The sequence below is a fragment of the Streptomyces sp. NPDC060000 genome (assembly GCF_042737375.1).
Lineage (GTDB): Bacteria > Actinomycetota > Actinomycetes > Streptomycetales > Streptomycetaceae > Streptomyces.
On the sequence record NZ_JBHWUU010000013.1, the window covers coordinates 11,599 to 29,844 of the forward strand.

Annotated in this window: 12 protein-coding genes and 1 pseudogene; 9 read left to right on the forward strand and 4 right to left on the reverse strand. The window is 70.4% G+C overall.

Annotated features, from left to right (window positions below; translation table 11 throughout):
* On the reverse strand, positions 1–366 hold a 366-nt coding region (locus ACFWBB_RS09605; RefSeq protein WP_385268896.1), incomplete at its 3' end, for a tectonin domain-containing protein.
* A 254-nt stretch (positions 367–620) separates the two neighbouring features.
* Between ACFWBB_RS09605 and ACFWBB_RS09610 the strand changes: the two are divergent.
* A pseudogene (locus ACFWBB_RS09610) lies at positions 621–1,603 on the forward strand (FAD-dependent monooxygenase); the annotation flags it as partial.
* Here the strand turns inward: ACFWBB_RS09610 and ACFWBB_RS09615 are convergent.
* The 3 genes from ACFWBB_RS09615 to ACFWBB_RS09625 all read right to left on the reverse strand — a co-directional run bounded on the left by ACFWBB_RS09615 (position 1,548) and on the right by ACFWBB_RS09625 (position 3,769).
* The gene (locus ACFWBB_RS09615) at positions 1,548–2,621 is read right to left on the reverse strand and encodes a M14 family metallopeptidase (RefSeq protein WP_385268898.1); all 1,074 of its coding nucleotides are present in this window, start codon (positions 2,619–2,621) and stop codon (positions 1,548–1,550) included. The pseudogene ACFWBB_RS09610 and the gene ACFWBB_RS09615 sit on opposite strands and share 56 nt — an antisense overlap.
* Before the next feature lie 10 nt (positions 2,622–2,631).
* Positions 2,632–2,946: a hypothetical protein gene (locus ACFWBB_RS09620; RefSeq protein WP_385268900.1), complete on the reverse strand. Its 315-nt coding sequence runs from the start codon at positions 2,944–2,946 to the stop codon at positions 2,632–2,634.
* A 94-nt stretch (positions 2,947–3,040) separates the two neighbouring features.
* Positions 3,041–3,769, reverse strand: a complete 729-nt coding sequence (locus ACFWBB_RS09625; RefSeq protein WP_385268902.1) for a TetR/AcrR family transcriptional regulator — start codon at positions 3,767–3,769, stop codon at positions 3,041–3,043.
* A 1,276-nt stretch (positions 3,770–5,045) separates the two neighbouring features.
* Between ACFWBB_RS09625 and ACFWBB_RS09630 the strand changes: the two genes are divergently transcribed.
* The 8 genes from ACFWBB_RS09630 (at position 5,046) to ACFWBB_RS09665 (ending at position 18,245) form a co-directional block, all read left to right on the forward strand.
* Positions 5,046–6,524: a sugar transferase gene (locus ACFWBB_RS09630; RefSeq protein ID WP_385268904.1), complete on the forward strand. Its 1,479-nt coding sequence runs from the start codon at positions 5,046–5,048 to the stop codon at positions 6,522–6,524.
* Between the two features lie 73 nt (positions 6,525–6,597).
* Positions 6,598–7,923, forward strand: a complete 1,326-nt coding sequence (locus tag ACFWBB_RS09635; RefSeq protein WP_385268906.1) for a nucleotide sugar dehydrogenase — start codon at positions 6,598–6,600, stop codon at positions 7,921–7,923.
* Complete coding sequence (locus ACFWBB_RS09640) at positions 7,913–9,193, forward strand: glycosyltransferase family 4 protein (protein ID WP_385268908.1); 1,281 nt, start codon at positions 7,913–7,915, stop codon at positions 9,191–9,193. The genes ACFWBB_RS09635 and ACFWBB_RS09640 overlap by 11 nt, the downstream gene beginning before the upstream one ends.
* On the forward strand, positions 9,190–10,563 hold the full coding sequence (locus ACFWBB_RS09645; protein WP_385268910.1) for a Wzz/FepE/Etk N-terminal domain-containing protein: 1,374 nt from the start codon (positions 9,190–9,192) through the stop codon (positions 10,561–10,563). Before ACFWBB_RS09640 ends, ACFWBB_RS09645 begins: the two co-directional genes overlap by 4 nt.
* A complete protein-coding gene (locus tag ACFWBB_RS09650; RefSeq protein WP_385268912.1) occupies positions 10,560–12,113 on the forward strand; it encodes a Wzz/FepE/Etk N-terminal domain-containing protein in 1,554 nt (517 codons plus the stop codon). Before ACFWBB_RS09645 ends, ACFWBB_RS09650 begins: the two co-directional genes overlap by 4 nt.
* Positions 12,114–12,116: 3 nt before the next feature.
* The gene (gene asnB, locus ACFWBB_RS09655; RefSeq protein WP_385268914.1) at positions 12,117–14,042 is read left to right on the forward strand and encodes an asparagine synthase (glutamine-hydrolyzing); all 1,926 of its coding nucleotides are present in this window, start codon (positions 12,117–12,119) and stop codon (positions 14,040–14,042) included.
* Between the two features lie 25 nt (positions 14,043–14,067).
* On the forward strand, positions 14,068–16,272 hold the full coding sequence (locus ACFWBB_RS09660; RefSeq protein WP_385268916.1) for a bi-domain-containing oxidoreductase: 2,205 nt from the start codon (positions 14,068–14,070) through the stop codon (positions 16,270–16,272).
* Positions 16,269–18,245: an alginate lyase family protein gene (locus ACFWBB_RS09665; protein ID WP_385268918.1), complete on the forward strand. Its 1,977-nt coding sequence runs from the start codon at positions 16,269–16,271 to the stop codon at positions 18,243–18,245. Before ACFWBB_RS09660 ends, ACFWBB_RS09665 begins: the two co-directional genes overlap by 4 nt.
* Position 18,246 lies beyond the last annotated feature (1 nt).

Below are 18,246 nucleotides of genomic sequence, written 5' to 3' on the forward strand. Positions count from 1 at the left end.
GATACCCACCCACGGGTTCGCGTCATGCCCGGTGTACCGGTAGATCTGACCCGACGAGTTCACCCCCCACACATGGGTCCTCGACCCCACCGAGATGCGGGACAGGCCACCCGAGACACCGACCCAGTCCGTGGAGCCCTGGTCCCCGGTGTAACGGAAGATGCCACCCGCGGAGTTGACGTGCCACACCGTCCCGTCGGCGGCCACACCGATATCCACCGCGCGACCCGGGATACCCACCCACGGGTTCGCGTCATGCCCGGTGTACCGGTAGATCTGACCCGACGAGTTCACCCCCCACACATGGGTCCTCGACCCCACCGAGATCGTCGTCAGACCACCAGAGATCTGCTTCCAGTCAGCCACGCTGTGCCCCTTTTCGCGTCGGACCTTGCCTCCGGAACATGTGACACAACTAGGACACCGAAACAGCCCCATATGCTGATTGGCCTCTTAAATCATCTAAAAATCGATGTTTGACGACGTCCCGCCTTCCCGGCGCACGGCGACCCGGCGGGCCGTGTCAGTTCATGAAGGCCAAAAGCGCGGTAACCCACATGGCGGCACCGGCCCCTCGCCGGGGATCACCCCCGCCCCGTGACTCCCCAAGCATCCGCCGCTGGCCCGCCCGGATGGACGGGACCCCGCCGGAACGCGAGTTGGGCACGCCGATCTTCGGTGTCCCCCGGTTCCTACTGCACCAACTGCTGCGCGCGGCGCTGCCGTCGGAGTGCCTGTTGGTCGGGGCCGAGGTGACGTCCGTCGGCTGTTCCGATCCCGGCCGGGTGCGGATACCACTCAACCACGCTGCCCTGGAGGCGGATCTGGTCGTGGCCGCGGACGGAGTGGGCAGTCGGCTGCGGGCCCAGCCGTTCCCCGAGTACCCCGGCCCGGCCGACAGTGGGTCGACTGTGTTGCGCGCCATCACCGAGCGTCAGGTCGATTTGGACGGCGACTTCGATCTGACCTGGGGTTCGATCTGACCTGGGGCAAGGGCGCCGAGTTCGGCCACGTCGCGTTCACCGACGGCCGGGCCGAGTGGCATGCAGTGCTCAACTCGCCGCCCGGCGTGCGACATGCGGACGCCCTCGCCGCGATGCGCCGGCGCTTCGGCGACCGGCACGATCCGATCCCCGCGCTGCTGGACGCGATCCGGCCCGACGCCGTCCTGCACCACGTTCCACGAACTCGCAACACCTTTGCCCGCCTTCGCCATTGGCCGGATCGCCTTGCTCGGTGACGCGGCCCACGCCATGACCCCCAACCTCGGCCAGGGCGCCTGCCAGGCACTGGAGGACGCGGCCGTGCCGGCCGCCGCACTCACCACCGAGCCCACCGTCGCATCGGCGCCGGCCCGTTATGACGCCGAGCGCCGCCCACGCAGCCAGTCCGTCGCACGCGCCGCCCGCCAGGCCGGCCGGATGGGCCAGCCACTCACCCACCCCTGGCCGTCGCCCTGCGCAACACCGCCCTCCGGCTGGCCCCCTCCCGCGCGACTGTCCAGGCCATCCTGCGCGACGCTGGCGCCACACTGCTGGATGCCGGCACTAGGTGGCAGCGGTCAGGCAGAACTGCACCAGCCCGGCGTCCACGTCGAGGATGATCTCCTTCATCTCCGGCCACGGCGGGTGGAAGCTCTTCTCTCCCCACTCGACCGTGAAGCCGAGGACCTTGCCGTTGCGTGACTCCACCAAGTGGCGCGCATAGGCGTAGTCGTCGCTGGTTCCGCAGGTCGGGTAGAGGTCGAAGGCGGGCATCGGCGTGTAGTTCTTCCCGCGTACGCCCTTCACCCCCTTACAGAACTGTTCCGCGAGCACGGCGGCGTCGTCGCTATCGGCCTTCGGGACGAACTCCCCGTACAGCAGGTCGTCGGTCAGTCCGCGCTTGCCGTCGAAGGCCGGGTTCTGGAAGTTCTTGTTCGGGTCGAGGGACTGGTTGTCGTCGTCCCCCCAGACGAAGAGCATGTCCTCGGAGTAGCTGTGCACGTCGACGAACCAGCGGGTCCGCGAGAACTGCTCGAGCAGCCAGCGGACGTTGCGGGTCTCGGGCTCGGAGAACGGCTTGGGGCCTTGGTACACCTGCCGGAGGTCGGCCGGATCGGCCGAGACCCGCACCGGGGCGGCCGGGTGGAAGGCGGTCTCGAAGTCGAAGAGGAAATCGTAGTTGCGGTTGATGTCGACGCCGACACCGGCCGGGTCGCCGCCGGACCGCGCCGGGTTGCGGTTCTTGCGCCACATCGGGTCGACGGTCTGGCTGTAGTGCCGACCGTCCGGATTGACGAGCGGGAAGACGACGACATCGAGTTCGTCGAGGATGCTGCGGTCCTGGGTCGAGGTGAAGGTGGTACTGCCGTAGGTGAGACCGGTACCGTCGCGGTGGGCCTCCAACAGGTCGGCTGCGAGGTCCACGAGGATCTCGCAGCTGCCCCACTCGCGGGCGTGGACGCCGCCGATCAGCACGACGGCCTCGTTGGCGCCGCGCTCCCCCGTGCCGATCCGCAGGGCGTGCGAGGTCCGGCCCTCGACGGAGGGCTCGGGCAGTTCGATGAGTTCCGCGGCCGGGAACGCGGCGGCCAGACTGGTCACGGCCGACTCGACCTCGGTGATGTTCAGATACGGCATGGCGTCCCTCCTAGGCTTCCGTGATCTTGAGGGCGAGCCCATGCGGAACCGCGTCCTCGGGAGCGAACCGGTCTCCCTCTCCGACCTCGGCCTGACGGGCTCTTCCGCTGGCCGTCGCGTCCTCGTGGATCGTGACCGACACACCCTCGCGGTCGAGGGCCTCGGCCTCCTCGGGGGACACGTAGGCGTCGATGCCGAAGCTGCCGTCCTCGCCTCGGCGGGCCCGGCCACCGACATCGGGACGGGCCTCGCGCAGGAGCGCGCGCAGCGTGTCGGCGTCCTTGGCTGTGACCCGGACGCGCAGTGTCGTGTACTCGGTGGACATGGCGGCCTCTTCCCGGGCGCCGCCGAACTCACATCAGCGGTGCCGGCGACGCGCTTGCCGACGTAGGGATATGTCCGATGTGTACCTCGTATCCTCAGGGTGCGCCTCTGCCGTAGAACGCGTCAAGGGGCGCCTCGGGCATCCGGCCGAGCAGGCTGTCGAGACCTGCGATCAGTTCCTGCTCGTCGTCGTACTCGGCAAGTCGCGGCACGAGGGCACGCAGTCGCGGGTACTCGGCGGCGGGCAGCCGGTGCAGCCCCAGGCGCAGCATGAGGTCCGGTTCGTCGGGGTTGTCGACGACCTGCCGCGTGTCCACGAGGAGACAGCCGAGAACCCAGGCCACGAACACGCGGTAGATGGTGAGCGTGGTGGCGTCGTCGAAGCCGGCCCGGCCGAGCACGGCAAGGATGTGTTCGGTGAGCTGGAGCAGGGGGGCCGGGCGCCGGGCCACCGGCACGGCGAGCGGGCGCGTGGCCACCACGGACAGGATTTCGGGGTGGACGTGCACCACCGCGGAGAAGGCGCACGCGATCCTGCACAGTTCGGCGCGCCAGGGCAGCTCGGAGAATTCGGCGTCCCGGGCCGGCCGGATCTCTTCGGACGTGGTGCGCGATTCGGACGTGGTGCGCGAGTCGGACGTGGTGCGCAACCGGTCGTTCACCTCGCCGAAGAAGGCCTCGACCAAGCCGTCGATCAGCGCTTCCTTGCCGGCCGTGTAGCGATAGATGGCCATCGGCTCCACACCCAGGTCGGTGGCGAGGCGCCGCATGGTCAGTGCCGCAAGCCCTTCCCGGTCGACGAGTGCGACCGCTGCGGCGAGCACCAGTCGACGGTTCAGACGCCCCCGTCTCCGTTTTTCTGGGCTGTCCCGCTCGACCATCTGCCCACTCCTGCCCGAGAGGCATACAAAGTACATATCATACGTAATTCTACTAAATATCCAGGGGCCACCGCGAGCCTGGTGTCCGCGTACGCCGTCGGCATGGTCGTGGACGTGGCCCACCCGAGCATCTCGTGACGCCATTGACCAGGAGATATACAGAATCCCGGCGCCGCATCGATACTCGCCACCTCGACAAACCCGACCTGTGCAACGGGGCACCTGACACCCAACAGCTCGGCGTCGACGGAGCGTCATTTCAGCGTCGAGTTATTGCCCGTAACACCCACACCGCACAGCATGCGAATGCACAAAACCGCAGTTCCGGAGCTCTTCACGGCCGGTCAAAAGATCACCACGCACTCCACGTGGTGTGCCATGGGGAAGATGCAACTGATCTCTGCGGGGTGAACCACCAAATCAGGCCCTGTTTGGGGGCGATCTTCCAGCCAGGCTCTGCGGGTCGATGATTGTCAAATCAACTTTACGAATTTTGATCAATGTGCTCCCCCTCGGACATGCCGCCGAACACCGAAACGATCAAGTCGTGCGCCGCGTTGCCCGGGTCGATCCCCCGCCCACCTCGGCACTCACAGCGGCAAGTTGCGGCCGAACCGAGCGCCGCGCAAGGCTCGATGCACCTCACGGTTCACCACCGCGAGGAAGCCGGGCCCGGGGGCCGGGCGAGCTGCTGGAGCGCGCGGTGGCCTCAAGACGTCCATAGGCAGGCACCGATCGGTGGATCCCGCCTCGAAGCTTGAACACAAATTACACACATCCCCTCTTCATATCTGGCCCCGATGGTCTAGATTGACCGTGCTTCAGCTGTTCGGATACGAGGCGACCAGTAATCATCTATAGGTCCGGCGCTACGGAAAGCCAGCAGTCGCGTCACCGGCGCCAGCCGTGGGGGTGATCAATTAGCGGAGCCCAGGGGGGGTCTTGGGTGCGGGGAGCACCCGAGGTTTCGACGGGTTCCCGCACGCCTCGAGAATCTGGCCGGACATGCGCGTCTGCTGCCGCCAGGGCGAGTTGTTCAACTGGCCGGGAAATAGCCGGGATGTCATGCGCGGGGGGCGGGGGTCTCCCGAGGGGAGGAACAGTGCGAGGGGGGGCGGGGGCCTCCCAAGGGGAGGAACAGTGCGGGGGGCGGGGGCCTCCCGAGGGGAGGAACAGTGCTAGGCGAACACGTCGAACCACTGGGGACCTGGGGGGTTCTGTGCGGCAAGGGGGCATAGTCAGCCCGTTTCCGTCGGCGCGCGGGCGTCTGACGGACGGGGCAATCAGCCAGCCCGCGGTCGACTGGGAGCAGCGGTACCGCCGTGCCGTGATCACCAGCGATACCGTGGCCACCGCCTTCGTGGTGGCGGCGATCGGCAACTTCTTCGGGGCCCGGGACGCGGCCAACTGGCACGAGAAGTGGGGGATTCTCGCATTCGGCACCGAGCTGCTGGTGCTGGGAGCGCTTGCGGTGAGCCGGTCGTGGGCTCCGGCCGTGCTCGGCCAGGGCGCCGAGGAATTCCGCCGGCTCGGACGCTCACTGTTCACGGCGACCGTCGTACTGGCGCTCGGCGGCATCGCTCTCACCTCGCGCAACATCAAGCTCTGGATCTTCGTCGCGATCCCCGCGATCGCGCTCGTCACCATGACCGCGCGGTATCTGCTGCGCCTCTGGCTGCACAAACAGCGGAAGGAAGGGCGGTGCCTGAGACCGGTGCTCGCTGCCGGAAGCCTGGCCACCGTGCACGACCTGATCACCCGAACCCGCAAGTTCCCGCACCTCGGCTGGCGGGTGGACGCGGTGTGCACGACGGACGGTCTCGGGCTCGACGGTGACCAACTGGACGGAGTGCCGGTCGTCGGCCTACTGACGGACGTCGCGGTTCACGTCCACCGCGACGGCTACCGAGTCGTCGCGGTCACACCGGACCCGCACTGGTCACCGAACCGGCTGCAACGGCTGGCTTGGAACCTCGAAGGCAGCGACGCCGAGATGGTCGTGGCTCCCGTGCTGATGGAGGTGGCCGGCCCGCGGCTGCACATCGACGCGGTGCTCGGGATCCCGCTGCTGCGGGTCAGCATGCCGACCTTCACCGGGGGCCGCCGGGCGGTCAAAGGGGTCGTCGACCGGATGGGCGCAGCGATCCTGCTGATGCTGTTCGCGCCGCTGATGGTGTTCGTCGGGCTGCTCGTACTGATGGACAGCCGGGGTGGGGCGTTCTACCGCCAGCGCAGAGTCGGCAAGGACGGCCGCGAGTTCACCATTCTCAAGTTCCGCACCATGGTCGCCGGGGCCGACAGGGCACGTGCCGAACTGGCCGACCGCAACGAGGGCGCCGGTCTGCTGTTCAAGCTCCGCCGGGATCCGCGGGTGACCCGGGTGGGGGCAGTGCTGCGCCGGTATTCGATCGACGAGCTCCCGCAGCTTTTCAACGTGCTCACCGGATCGATGTCGCTCGTCGGTCCGCGGCCTCCGCTGCCGGAGGAGTCAGCTGCGTACGGCCCGGACATCAAGCGGAGGCTGCTGGTCAAGCCCGGGCTCACCGGCCTGTGGCAGATCAGCGGACGCAGCGACCTGTCGTGGGAGGAGGCGGTACGGCTGGACCTGCGGTACGTGGAGGACTGGTCGCTCGCCCTGGACACAGTGATCTTGTGGAAGACGCTGCGTGCGGTGCTCTACGGGCAGGGGGCCTACTGATGCGCACGGATCGTCGTCCGGCCGGTGCGCGGACCGCAGGCCGGGAAGGCCTGCCTGGGGGGAGGAACGGGTCATGAGAGTCAGCGTTTTCGGGCTCGGCTACGTGGGCTGCGTGTCGGCAGCGTGCCTGGCCAGCATGGGTCACGAGGTCATCGGGGTGGACGTCAACCAGGTGAAGGTCGACCTGGTCAACGACGGCAAGGCCCCGGTGGTCGAGGAACGGATCGGCGAGCTCATCGCCGAGGTCGTGCGGACCGGAGCGCTACGCGCCACCGGTGACGTCCGCGAGGCGATCATGGGCAGCGAGGTGTCGCTGGTCTGCGTGGGCACGCCCTCGGAGCCCAACGGCAGCCTGTGCACGACGTACTTGGAGCGGGTCACCGAGCAGATCGGCGCCGTGCTGGCCGAGGGGGCCGAGCAGGGAGGCCGGCACACCGTCGTGTTCCGCAGCACCATGCTCCCGGGCACCTGCCTGAACCTGCTGGTGCCGATCCTGGAGAAGTACGTCGGCGGCACGGCCGGGGTGGACATCGGGGTCGCGGTCAACCCGGAGTTCCTGCGCGAGGGCACGAGCGTGCGGGACTTCTTCGACCCGCCCAAGACCGTCATCGGCGAGCTCGACCCGGCAAGCGGCGACGCGGTGACGGCACTGTACGACGGCTTGCCCGGCGAGGTGTTCCGGGTGCCGGTCCCGACGGCCGAGGCGATCAAATACGCGGACAACGCGTTCCACGGCCTCAAGATCGGCTTCGCGAACGAGCTGGGCGCGGTGTGCCAGGCGCTCGGGGTGGACTCGCACCAGGTGATGGACGTGTTCCTGGCCGACCACAAGCTGAACATCAGCCCCGCCTACCTGCGGCCCGGCTTCGCCTTCGGTGGCTCCTGCCTGCCCAAGGACCTGCGCAGCCTGGTCCACGCGGCGCAGCGGGCCGACGTCTCGGTGCCCATACTCGCCCACGTGCTGCCCTCCAACTCCGACCATCTGCAGCGCGCGGTGGAGCTGGTCGAGCGCACCGGCAAACGCCGGGCGGGCCTGTTCGGGTTGTCCTTCAAACCCGGCACCGACGACCTCCGCGAGAGCCCGCTCGTCGAGCTGGCGGAGAGGCTCTTCGGCAAGGGGTACGACCTGAAGATCTACGACGCCAACGTGAGCCTCTCCCGGCTGCTCGGCGCGAACCGCGAGTACATCGAGACCCGGCTGCCGCACCTCGCGCAGCTGCTCGCGGATTCCGTCGACGAGGTGCTCGAGCACGCCGAGGTGTGCCTGGTCGGGACCAGGGATCCGGCCGTGCTGTCGGCGCTGCCCCATGGCGACGGCCCGGTGATCATCGACCTCATCCACCTTCCCGACGCCGCGGCGCGCCGGACCGAACCGGGGTACGTGGGCCTTGCCTGGTGACACATCGTTCGATGACACGGCCGGCGGCGACCGGCCGGACCGGCGCGCGCTGATCCTGGTGGAGAACCTGTCGGTGCCGTTCGACCGGCGGGTGTGGCAGGAGTGCACGACGCTGCGTGACGCGGGCTGGACGGTGCACGTCATCTGTCCCCAGGGGAGCAAGCGGGACACGGAGCGGGAGGCGGAGATCGACGGGGTGCGGATCCACCGCTACCCGTTGCGCGCGGCCACCGGGGGGCCGGCCGGCTACCTGCGGGAGTACGGATCGGCGTTGTGGCACACGGTCCGGCTGGCCCGGAAGGTCGGCCCGGTCGACGTGGTGCACGCCTGCAACCCGCCCGACCTGCTGTTCCTGCCGGCACTGTGGCTGAAACGGCGCGGAGCGCGGTTCGTCTTCGACCAGCACGACCTGGTACCCGAGCTGTACCTCTCCCGGTTCGACCGCGGCGAAGATCTGCTCTACCGCGCCGTGTGCGCGCTGGAACGGCTGACCTACCGGGCCGCGGACGTCGTGCTCGCCACGAACGAGAGCTACCGGGACGTCGCGGTGCGCCGTGGCGGTCGGCGGCCGGCGGACGTCTTCGTGGTGCGCAGCGCGCCCGACACCGACCGGTTCCACCCCGTACCGCCCGAGCCGGAGCTCAAGCGCGGCAAGCCCCATCTGCTGTGTTACCTCGGGGTCATGGGTCCGCAGGACGGCGTCGACTACGCCTTGCGGGCCCTCGCGAAGCTGCGCGACGAACTCGGGCGGACCGACTGGCATGCGGTGTTCGTCGGCGCCGGAGACACCTTCGACGCGATGGTGGAGCTGTCCCGGCGGCTCGGGCTCTCGGAGCAGGTGCAGTTCACCGGGCGCATTCCGGACGCCGACCTGGTGCGCTACCTGTCCACCGCGGACGTGTGCCTCTCCCCCGACCCGCGCAATCCGCTCAACGACGTGTCGACCATGAACAAGGTCCTGGAGTACATGGTGATGGGCCGGCCGATCGTCTCGTTCGACCTCCGGGAGGCGCGAGTCTCCGCCGGTGACGCCGCCGTCTACGCGCCCGCCAACGACGAGGCCGCGTTCGCCGAGCTCATCGCGGCGCTGCTGGACGACCCGGAGGAGCGGGCCCGGATGGGCAAGATCGGCCAGGAGCGGATCAGCGGGCCGCTCTCCTGGCGGAACTCCCAGCGATCGCTGCTCGCCGCCTACGCCGCTGCCCGCCGTGAGCACGCTCCGGTATCGGCGAACCACCCGGATCCTGCACGGAAGAGGCCGCGTCGTTGAGCGATGACACCATACGCCTGGTCACGATCGGGCGGATTCTCCGTCGGCGCCGGCGGTTTCTCACCATCCTCGCCCTGGTGGGTGCGCTCGTCGGCTACGGCGCCTCTTTGCTGTTTCCGCCGCGCTACACGACGTCGGCGTCGGTACTGCTGCCGGGGGCGTGGGAGGAGCGCGAACTGCTGACCCAGGCGGAGATCGCGACCAGTTCGGTGGTGGTCGACCGCGCGGCCGCCAAGCTCAACTGGACCGGGGCCAGCGGCAGCGAGCTGCGGGATCGGGTGGGCGCCAAGGCCGCCGACGGGAACATCATCAAGATCTCGGGCACGGCCGACACCCCGAAGCGCGCGCAGCAACTCTCCGACCAGGTGGCCCAGCAGTTCGTCACGTTCGCCGCGCAGATCGCAGGCGACAACACCGACCCCGAGGCGGCGCAGCCCGAGGCACTGCGGCAGATGGTGGCGCAGACCAGCCGCCGCATCACCGAGCTGGCCGATGCGGCCGGTACTGGGCAGAGCGTGGAGAGCGTGCAGACCCGCACCGAGCTCGCCAAGCTGCGCACCGCGCTGCAGGAGGCCATCAACAAGCTTGACCAGGCCGACCCGACTGCCAACCAGGCCAACCGGGCCAACATGGTCGTCATGGGGCCGGCGCCCCGGCCGGCCGGCGAGGCACCGCCGACGAGGGTGCAGCTCATCGCCGCCGGGGCGCTGCTGTTCTTCCTGCTCGCGGTCATCGGCCATCTCACCGCCGCACGGATGAGCCGCCGGCTGCGCAGCGAACCGGAGATCGCCGCGGCGCTGGGCTCGGCGGTGCTGGGTGCCGTCGACGTACCGGGTGAACGGACCGCGCACCGGCCGGAAGGCCGTGGCCCGCGGGCCCGGATCCGCCGGCTGCTGGGCGTCGACATCCGGTGGGACCTACCCACCCCGCAGACGTCCGGCGACGAGGCCGGCAGGCAGATCCGCTACCGGCGGATGTGCGCCCGCCTCCGGGACCAGCTGCCGGCCCCCCGGCGGCTGCTGGTCGTCGTGCCGGACGGCGACGAGATCGCCCGCCGGGCCGCCGGACAGCTCGTCGCCGTGGCCGAGAGCGATCCGCTGCTGCGGGTGGTGGGGGTTTCGGTGTCCGAGCCGATGGTGCCGGACCGAGACAACGAGTCCGGCGTCCTGGTCGTGCTCAGCGCGGGCAGCTGGACCGCAGGGGACCTCGCCGGCATCGCCGAGGCGTGTGCGGACGCCAAGCACGAGGTCGTCGGCATCGTCCTCGCCGGCACGGTCCGGGCCCGTCCGACACGGTCTGCCGGTCATCCTCGGCATGCCGCCACGCCGGCGCTCGCAATCGGCGACGACGCGACAGGAGGTTCAGAGTGACGACGAGTACGACTTCGGAGTCGTCGGCCGCCGCTCCGCTGCTGGACCTGCAGGCGCTGGTGGTGGCGGTGCGGAGGCGGCGCCGTCTCTGGGGCTCCTTGGCGCTGCTGGGGCTGCTCGTAGGCGCGGCGGTGGCGGTCCTGCTGCCGCCGCCGCCGACCGCGGTGACCAAGGTGCTGGTCGCGCATCAGGAGGACCAGCCGAACGATCCCGGAACGCTGATCCGCACCGACGTCGCGCTGCTGCAGACCACGCGGATCGCCGGTGAGGCCCTGCATGCCCTCAAGTCCCCTGAAAAGCCAGAGGACTTCATGCCGGACTACGGGGGTATCGGCCTGACCAACAACCTGCTGCAGATCAACGTGACAGGTGACAGCGACGCACAAGCGGTGGCCCGCGCGGAGGCGCTGGCCGACGCGTTCATCGCGGACCATGTGAAGCGGATACAGGCAGCCGCGAACGCCGAGGCCAAGGCCCTGCTCGCCCAGCGTGACCGAATACGGGACGAACTCTCCCAGGTCAACAAGACGATCGGAGACGGATCGCAGGAGAGCGGGCCGAACGCGGCGGCGAACCTGGAGTCGCTCTTCGCCCGCCGGGCCGAACTCACTTCGCAGATCACCGATTTCACCCAGCGCGCCGCGGAGGCGCGCATCGGCACGCCCCAGCTCATCGCCGGCACACAGATCGTGGACGCCCCGCGCGCGGTGCCGCACTCCCTGCCCAGGAGCGCTGCCACCAACGCCGCGATCGGGCTCGTCCTCGGGCTCGCCCTCGGGCTCGCTGTGGCCGCGGTCGGCACGGTGGTGGCTGACCGCCCCGTACTGCGCCGGGAGATCGCGGCGAACCTCGGCGCCTCGGTCATCGCGGAGCTGCCCCGCCGGCCGGCCAGGCTGTGGCAGCGCCGACGCGTCCGGGCGGCACGCGAACGGCTCACCGCGTTCCTGGCCCGCACCGTGCGCGGCTCCGCGGAACCGGTGTCGCTGCTGGAACTGGGCTGCGCGCGCAGCGCCGGCGTGATCGCCCTGGACCTCGCCAGAGCACTGGCGGCGGAGGGACCCGTGGTCATCATCGACGGTCTGCCCGGCCCGCAGCTCGCCGGCCGCCGGCCGAAGCCAGGAGACCCGACCGTGGTCAGCGGCGAGCGTGCCACGGCAGTGTCGCAACAGGAGCGTCGGCTCGGCGTCGGCTCGGTGGCGCCCGGCACCGCGTGGACCGACCTCCAGTACCTCGGCACTCGGACCGTGCTCGTCGTGCGTGCCGGGCACGGCAGCGCCGCATGGCTGCACACCGTGGCGCGGCAGCTCGCGGACCAGCGCATCCCGGTCATCGGTGTGGTGCTGATCGACCCCGATCCACGTGACCGGACCGACGGCACGCTGTGGGACGGACTGCACACCGCGCTGCGCGGCCAGAACGAGCGGCCGGCCCGGCCGAACGGTGGGGGTACCTCCCACGCCTTTCAGGCAGTGGGGGAGGGCCGGCGGCAGACGGAGCGGCTGCCGATGTGGGCGGCACGGATCCCGGACAGCGACCAGGAGGCGCGGTAGCACATGTGTGGCATCGCAGGCACTTACCGATGGCCGGACGGGAAGATCGTGACCGACCGGCTCACCGATACCCTCGCCCACCGCGGTCCGGACGGGGCGGGCCGGTACAGCCACCCCGTCGGTGACGGCGAAGTGCACCTCGGGCACCGCCGGCTGGCCATCGTCGACCTGTCCGAGACCGGCGCCCAGCCGATGGCCTCGGGCGGCCTCGTCCTGACGTACAACGGCGAGCTGTACAACGCGCCCGAGCTGCGTGCCGAGCTGGCGGCCGCCGGGGTGCGCTTCCGCGGCACCTCCGACACCGAGGTGCTGCTGGAGGCCTGGCGGCGCTGGGGCACGGACTGTCTGCCCCGGCTGCGCGGCATGTTCGCGTTCGGGATCTTCGACGAGCGAACCGGTGAGCTGGTGCTCGCTCGCGACCAGCTCGGCATCAAGCCGCTGTTCCTGCTCCGGCGCGGCGAGGGTCTGGTGTTCGCCTCCGAGCTCAAGGCGCTGGCCGCCGTGAGCGGCGGGTCGCTGCAGGTGGACCATGCGGCGCTGGTGGCCTCGCTGCTGTACTACTGGGTGCCGGACTCACGGTGCGCCTTCCGCGAGGCGGAGAAGCTGCCGCCGGGGAGCTGGCTCCGGTGCCGGCCGGACGGCCGGGTGGAGCGCGGCCGGTTCTGGAACCTCCGGGACGTCGCCGCCGAGGGCCGGGAGCGGGCCCGGAGCGGCGAGCAGCCGGATATCGCCGCCATCGTCGAGGAGTCGACCCGGCGCCACCTGCTCTCCGACGTACCCGTGGCGACCTTTCTCTCCGGCGGTCTCGACTCCAGCTACCTGACCGCGCTGGCGGCCCGCGACCGACCCGGGATCTCCGCCTACACGATCGGGTTCCGCGCCGAGGACGCCAGGTTCGAGGCGATGCCGGACGACCTGCGCTATGCCCGGCAGGTGGCCGAGCGGTTCGGCGTCGACCTGCATGAGATCGAGATCGCTCCGAACGTGCTCGACCTGCTGCCGCAGATGACGTACCACCTGGACGAGCCGATCGGCGACCCCGCCGCGATCAACACATTTCTGATCTGCTCGGCCGCCCGGGACGCCGGGGTCAAGGTGATGCTCTCGGGGATGGGTGCCGACGAGCTGTTCGCCGGTTACCGCAAGCACCTGGCCAACCAGATGGCGCTGCGCTACCAGCGCATCCCGCGACCCCTGCGGCGCGGCCTGTCCAGGGCCGTGGACCGACTGCCGGTCGCCACGGCCCGCCGGGGGTACCGGTCGGTGCGCTTCGCGAAGCGGTTCCTCTCCTTCGCCGATCTGCCGGAGGAGGCCGCGTTCCGGCGCAGCTACACCATGTACGACCAGGACGAGCTGCTCGCCCTGGTCGATCCGGACCTGGCCGGGACGGTCGATGACGTGCTGACCGAGCATGCGGACGTCTACCAGGACAACGACCTCGACGACTTCGTCAACCGCATGTGCCTGGGTGACGCGCGGATGTTCCTGCCGGGCCTGAACCTCGCCTACACGGACCGGTCGAGCATGGCCGCGTCGACCGAGGTGCGGGTGCCGTATGTGGACGTCGAGGTGGTCAAGGCGGCGTTCGCCGTGCCCGGTGATCGCAAGATCGTCGGACGGCAGGGCAAGGCCGTCCTCAAGGAGGCGGCCGGCTCGGTCCTGCCCCGGGAGATCGTGTACCGGCCCAAGGGCCTGTTCAGCGCCCCGCTGCGCGCCTGGATGAGCCGGGATCTGGCACCGCTGGTACGCGAGGTGGTGAACGACGGCGAGCTCGTCCGTTCCGGGCTCCTGCGCCGCGACGCGCTGGCGCGCATGGTCGCCGAGGACGCCGCCGGGCACCGGGACTTCTCCAAGCATCTGTGGCATGTGCTGACCCTCGAGTACTGGTATCGCGGCGCGACCTCCGGGGCCGGTCAGAACTCCCTTTGACGGCGTAGAGACAAGAGGACTTCGGGTGAAACAGGTAGTACAGAACTACAAGAGCGGCGAGCTGACGCTGCTCGACGTGCCGGTGCCGGGGTGCAAGCCGGACGGTGTGCTGGTCCGGAGCGCCTACTCGCTCATATCGACCGGGACCGAGCTCATGAAGGTGTCCGAGGCCGGCATGTCGATGCTGGGCAAGGCCCGCTCCCGGCCGGACCAGGTGGCCAAGGTCGTGCAGAGCGTGGCCACCAACGGGGTGCCGGCCACCTACCGCAAGGTGATGGGCAAGCTGGACTCCTACACGCCGCTCGGGTACTCGCTGTGCGGGGTGGTCGAGCAGGTCGGCAGCGGGATCGACGATGTGAAGGTCGGCGACCTCGTGGCCTGCGCCGGCAACGAGCACGCGCTGCATGCCGAGCTGAACTGGGTGCCGAAGAACCTCTACGCCCGGGTGCCGGACGGCCTCGCGCCGCGGCACGCGGCGTTCGGCACCGTCGGGTCGATCGCGATGCAGGGCGTCCGCCAGGGCGAATCACGGCTCGGCGAAGTGGCGCTGGTCATCGGTCTGGGGCTGATCGGGCAGCTGGTGGTGCAGCTCCTCGCCGCCTCGGGGGTCCGCGTCGTCGGGGTCGACCCCGACCCGGCGCGCTGCGAGCTCGCCGAGCGCCTGGGCGCGGCGGCCTGCGGTGATCCCGCGTCCGCGGCCGTGGAAGCCGCCGTCGCCGAACTCACCGGCGGGCACGGCGTGGACCAGGTGTACCTGGCCGCCGGAGGCGGCAGCAACCAGCCCGTCGAGCTGGCCGCGCGGCTCTGCCGGGACCGCGGCCGGGTCGTCGACATCGGCAAGTGCCGCCTGGACCTGCCGTGGAACGCGTACTACGAGAAGGAACTCGACGTCCGGTTCTCGCGCTCGTACGGCCCCGGGCGCTACGACCCGGAGTACGAGCTCGAGGGGCGGGACTATCCGATCGGCTACGTGCGCTGGACCGAGCGCCGCAACCTGGCGTGCTTCCTCGATCTCCTCGCCCGCGGCAGCGTCGACGTGGAACCCCTGGTCTCCCACATCGCCGACTTCGATGACGCCGTCGAGACGTACCAGCGCCTGAAGGACGGCGGCCTCAAGGCCGTGGCTGTGCTGTTCCGGTACCCCGAGCAGAAGGAGGAAGCGGGGGAAGCCGAGGCCCCGGCGGTGGCCGTGCCCGCGGTGCGACGCGGCGGCGGAGCGTCCACCCCGGCCCGGTCCGCCAAGGCGCCGGTGCGGCTGGCGTTCGTAGGCGCGGGAAACTACGCGACGTCGATGCTGCTGCCGCACCTGGCGCAGCGCGACGGCGTCGAGTTGTCCACGGTCGTCACCACGACGGCGCTGTCCGCGGCCAACGCGCAGCGCAAGTTCGGCTTCGCCGAGGCGACCACCGACCTCGACGCCGTGCTCGGCGACAGGTCCATCGACGCGGTGTTCGTCGTCACCCGGCACAGCTCGCACGCCGAACTGACCCGAAGGGCGCTGCTGGCCGGCAAGACGGTGTTCGTGGAGAAGCCGTTGGCACTCACCGAGGACGAGCTGGCCGGCGTGCTCGCGGCGGTCGAGGAATCTGGCAACGACCGGATACAGGTGGGCTTCAACCGCCGGTTCGCGCCCCTGTTGCAGGAGGCGAGGAAGCGGTTCGGCGCCCGGACCGGACCGGCGAGCCTCCGCTACCTGGTCAACGCGGGCCGGCTGCAGCACGGCAGCTGGTACCTCCAACAGGGCACCGAGGGCTCGCGCTTCGCCGGCGAGGGCGGACACTTCATCGACACGGCGAGCTGGCTGCTCGAAGCCGACCCGGTATCGGTGTACGCGGTCGCCACGTCCGGCAACGAGGACCTGCAGGTCGTGCTGCACTACCCGGACGGGTCCACCGCGACCATCAGCTACGTCACCACCGGCGCGCCCAGCTTCCCCAAGGAGACGCTGGACCTCGTCGCGGACGGCAAGGTGCTGCGGCTCGACGACTTCGTCCGTGCCTCGCTGTACTCGGACGGCACGGTCGGCCGCAAGCGGTGGGTCAGTTCGCGGCTGCCCAAGGCCCGGGACAAGGGCCAGTCCGCCGAGCTGGCCGCGTTCGTCAAGGCCGTGCGGACCGGCGGGCCGATGCCGGTACCGCTGGAGTCGCTCGTCGCCACCACGGCGGCCACCCTCGCCGTGCAGGCCGGCCTGGCCGGCGGCGTGCCGGTGACGTTGGCGGAGGCGCGATGACTGTGAGCTCAGGGAGTCCGGGCTGGTACCTGCGGCGGCTGTCCCGGATGGGGCCGCAGGAGGTCGGCGGCCGGGTGGGCGACGCGGTGCGCAGGCGGCGGTGGCGGTCGGCGCGGCCGGACTGCCCGAGCGTGACCGGCGCCCGGTTCACCGCGGTACTGCCCGCGGGAACGATCGACGCGGTGCCACCGGACGCCGCGAAACGTCTCGTCGCCGAGGCGGACCGGCTGATGTCCGGGCACGCCGAGTTCTTCGGGGTGGACCGCGACGACCTGGTCGACCCGAACTGGTGGTACGACCCGAAGACCGGGCGCCGGGCTCCGTGGGGCTACGCCTTCGACGTGCCGTACCGGGACGAGGACGCGGTCGGGGACATCAAGCAGATCTGGGAGCTGTCCCGGCATCAGTACCTCACCGTGCTCGCCGCCGCCTACGCGATCACCGGGAACGAGCGGTACGCCGAGCGGGTGGCCGAGCACCTGCGGTCGTGGTGGGCGGCCAACGCACCGCTGCGCGGAGTGCACTGGACCAGCGGCATCGAGCTGGGGATCCGGCTGCTGTCCTGGGTGTGGATCCGCCGGCTGCTCGACGACTGGCCGGGCGTGGCCGCTCTGTTCGATGGCAACCCGGTGGCGCTGAACCAGATCTGGCACCACCAGCGCTGGCTGGCCGCCTTCCCCAGCCGGGGATCTTCGGCGAACAACCACGTCATCGCGGAGGCCGCCGGTCAGTTCGCCGCGGCCTGCGCGTTCGGGTGGTTCCCCTCCTCTGCGCGTTGGCGAGCCGACGCGCTGCGGTCGCTGGAGCGGCACCTGCGAAACAACACCTTCGGCTCCGGCCTCAACCGCGAACTGGCCACCGAGTATCACGGCCTGGTGCTGGAGCTCGGCCTGGCCGCGGTGGCCGAGGCGGATACCGCCGGCGTGCCCGTTCCCGCGTCGGTCCGGCTGGTGCTGCTGCGGATGACCGACGCACTCGCGGCCATCGTGGACAACCGGCTACGGCCACCGCGCCAGGGGGACGCGGACGACGGGCACGGTCTGGTCGTCGACGGCACGGGCACCGACCGCTGGGCCTCGCTGCTGGCCACCGGGGACGCCGTGTTCGGCCGGCTCGCCTGGTGGCCGACGGTGACCGGCACCGATGTGCGCACCCCGCTGCTGGCCGCGCTCATCCGGCCGTACCCGAAGGATGAAACCGCACCGGCCGTGTCCCGACCGGCAAGCCGGCCGGCCCATTTCGCCGACGCGGGCATGACCATCCTGCGTGGTCCTGCGGAGATCTGGTGCCGCTGCGACGGTGGTCCGCACGGATTCCTGTCCATCGCCGCGCATGCTCACGCGGACGCGCTCTCCGTGGAGGTCCGGCACGACGGAGTCGACGTGCTCGCCGACCCGGGGACGTACTGCTACCACGGGCAGCCCGAGTGGCGGCAGTACTTCCGGTCGACCCTCGGCCACAACACCCTGCGACTGGACGGCGGTGACCAGTCCGTCTCCGGTGGCCCGTTCCTGTGGACCCGGCAGGCCCGCAGCCGCGTCCTGGTCTCGGAAGCTGCCGACGCCTCCGACGGGGGGACGGCCCGCTGGTGCGCCGAGCACGACGGTTACCAGCGCTCCGTGCACCGCCGCCGGGTGGAGCTGACGGCCGCGAGCCAGGAACTGAGGGTGATCGACGAGGTGCGCGGCCCGCGCCGGGCCGTGCACCTGGCGTTCCACCTCGGCCCGGCGATCGCCGCGGACCTGGTGGGAAACCGGGCGCAGCTCACCTGGACCCGGGACGGTGAGGACCGCTCCGCGGCGCTCGAGCTGCCCGGGCAGCTGAGCTGGGGGGCACATCGCGGCGAGAGTGACCCGCCGCTGGGCTGGTACTCCGCCGGCTTCGGGCGCAAGGAACCCGCCACGACGCTGGTCGGCACCGGCTTCGCCGACGGCGCGGAGGGGTTCACCACCGTACTCAGGTTCCGCGGTTAGG

Bases quoted from the DNA above. Each gene is read 5' to 3' on its own strand.
- ACFWBB_RS09615 (WP_385268898.1), bottom strand. From the start codon at position 2,621: ATGCCGTATCTGAACATCACCGAGGTCGAGTCGGCCGTGACCAGTCTG.
- ACFWBB_RS09620 (WP_385268900.1), bottom strand. From the start codon at position 2,946: ATGTCCACCGAGTACACGACACTGCGCGTCCGGGTCACAGCCAAGGAC.
- ACFWBB_RS09635 (WP_385268906.1), top strand. From the start codon at position 6,598: ATGAGAGTCAGCGTTTTCGGGCTCGGCTACGTGGGCTGCGTGTCGGCA.
- asnB (WP_385268914.1), top strand. From the start codon at position 12,117: ATGTGTGGCATCGCAGGCACTTACCGATGGCCGGACGGGAAGATCGTG.
- ACFWBB_RS09665 (WP_385268918.1), top strand. From the start codon at position 16,269: ATGACTGTGAGCTCAGGGAGTCCGGGCTGGTACCTGCGGCGGCTGTCC.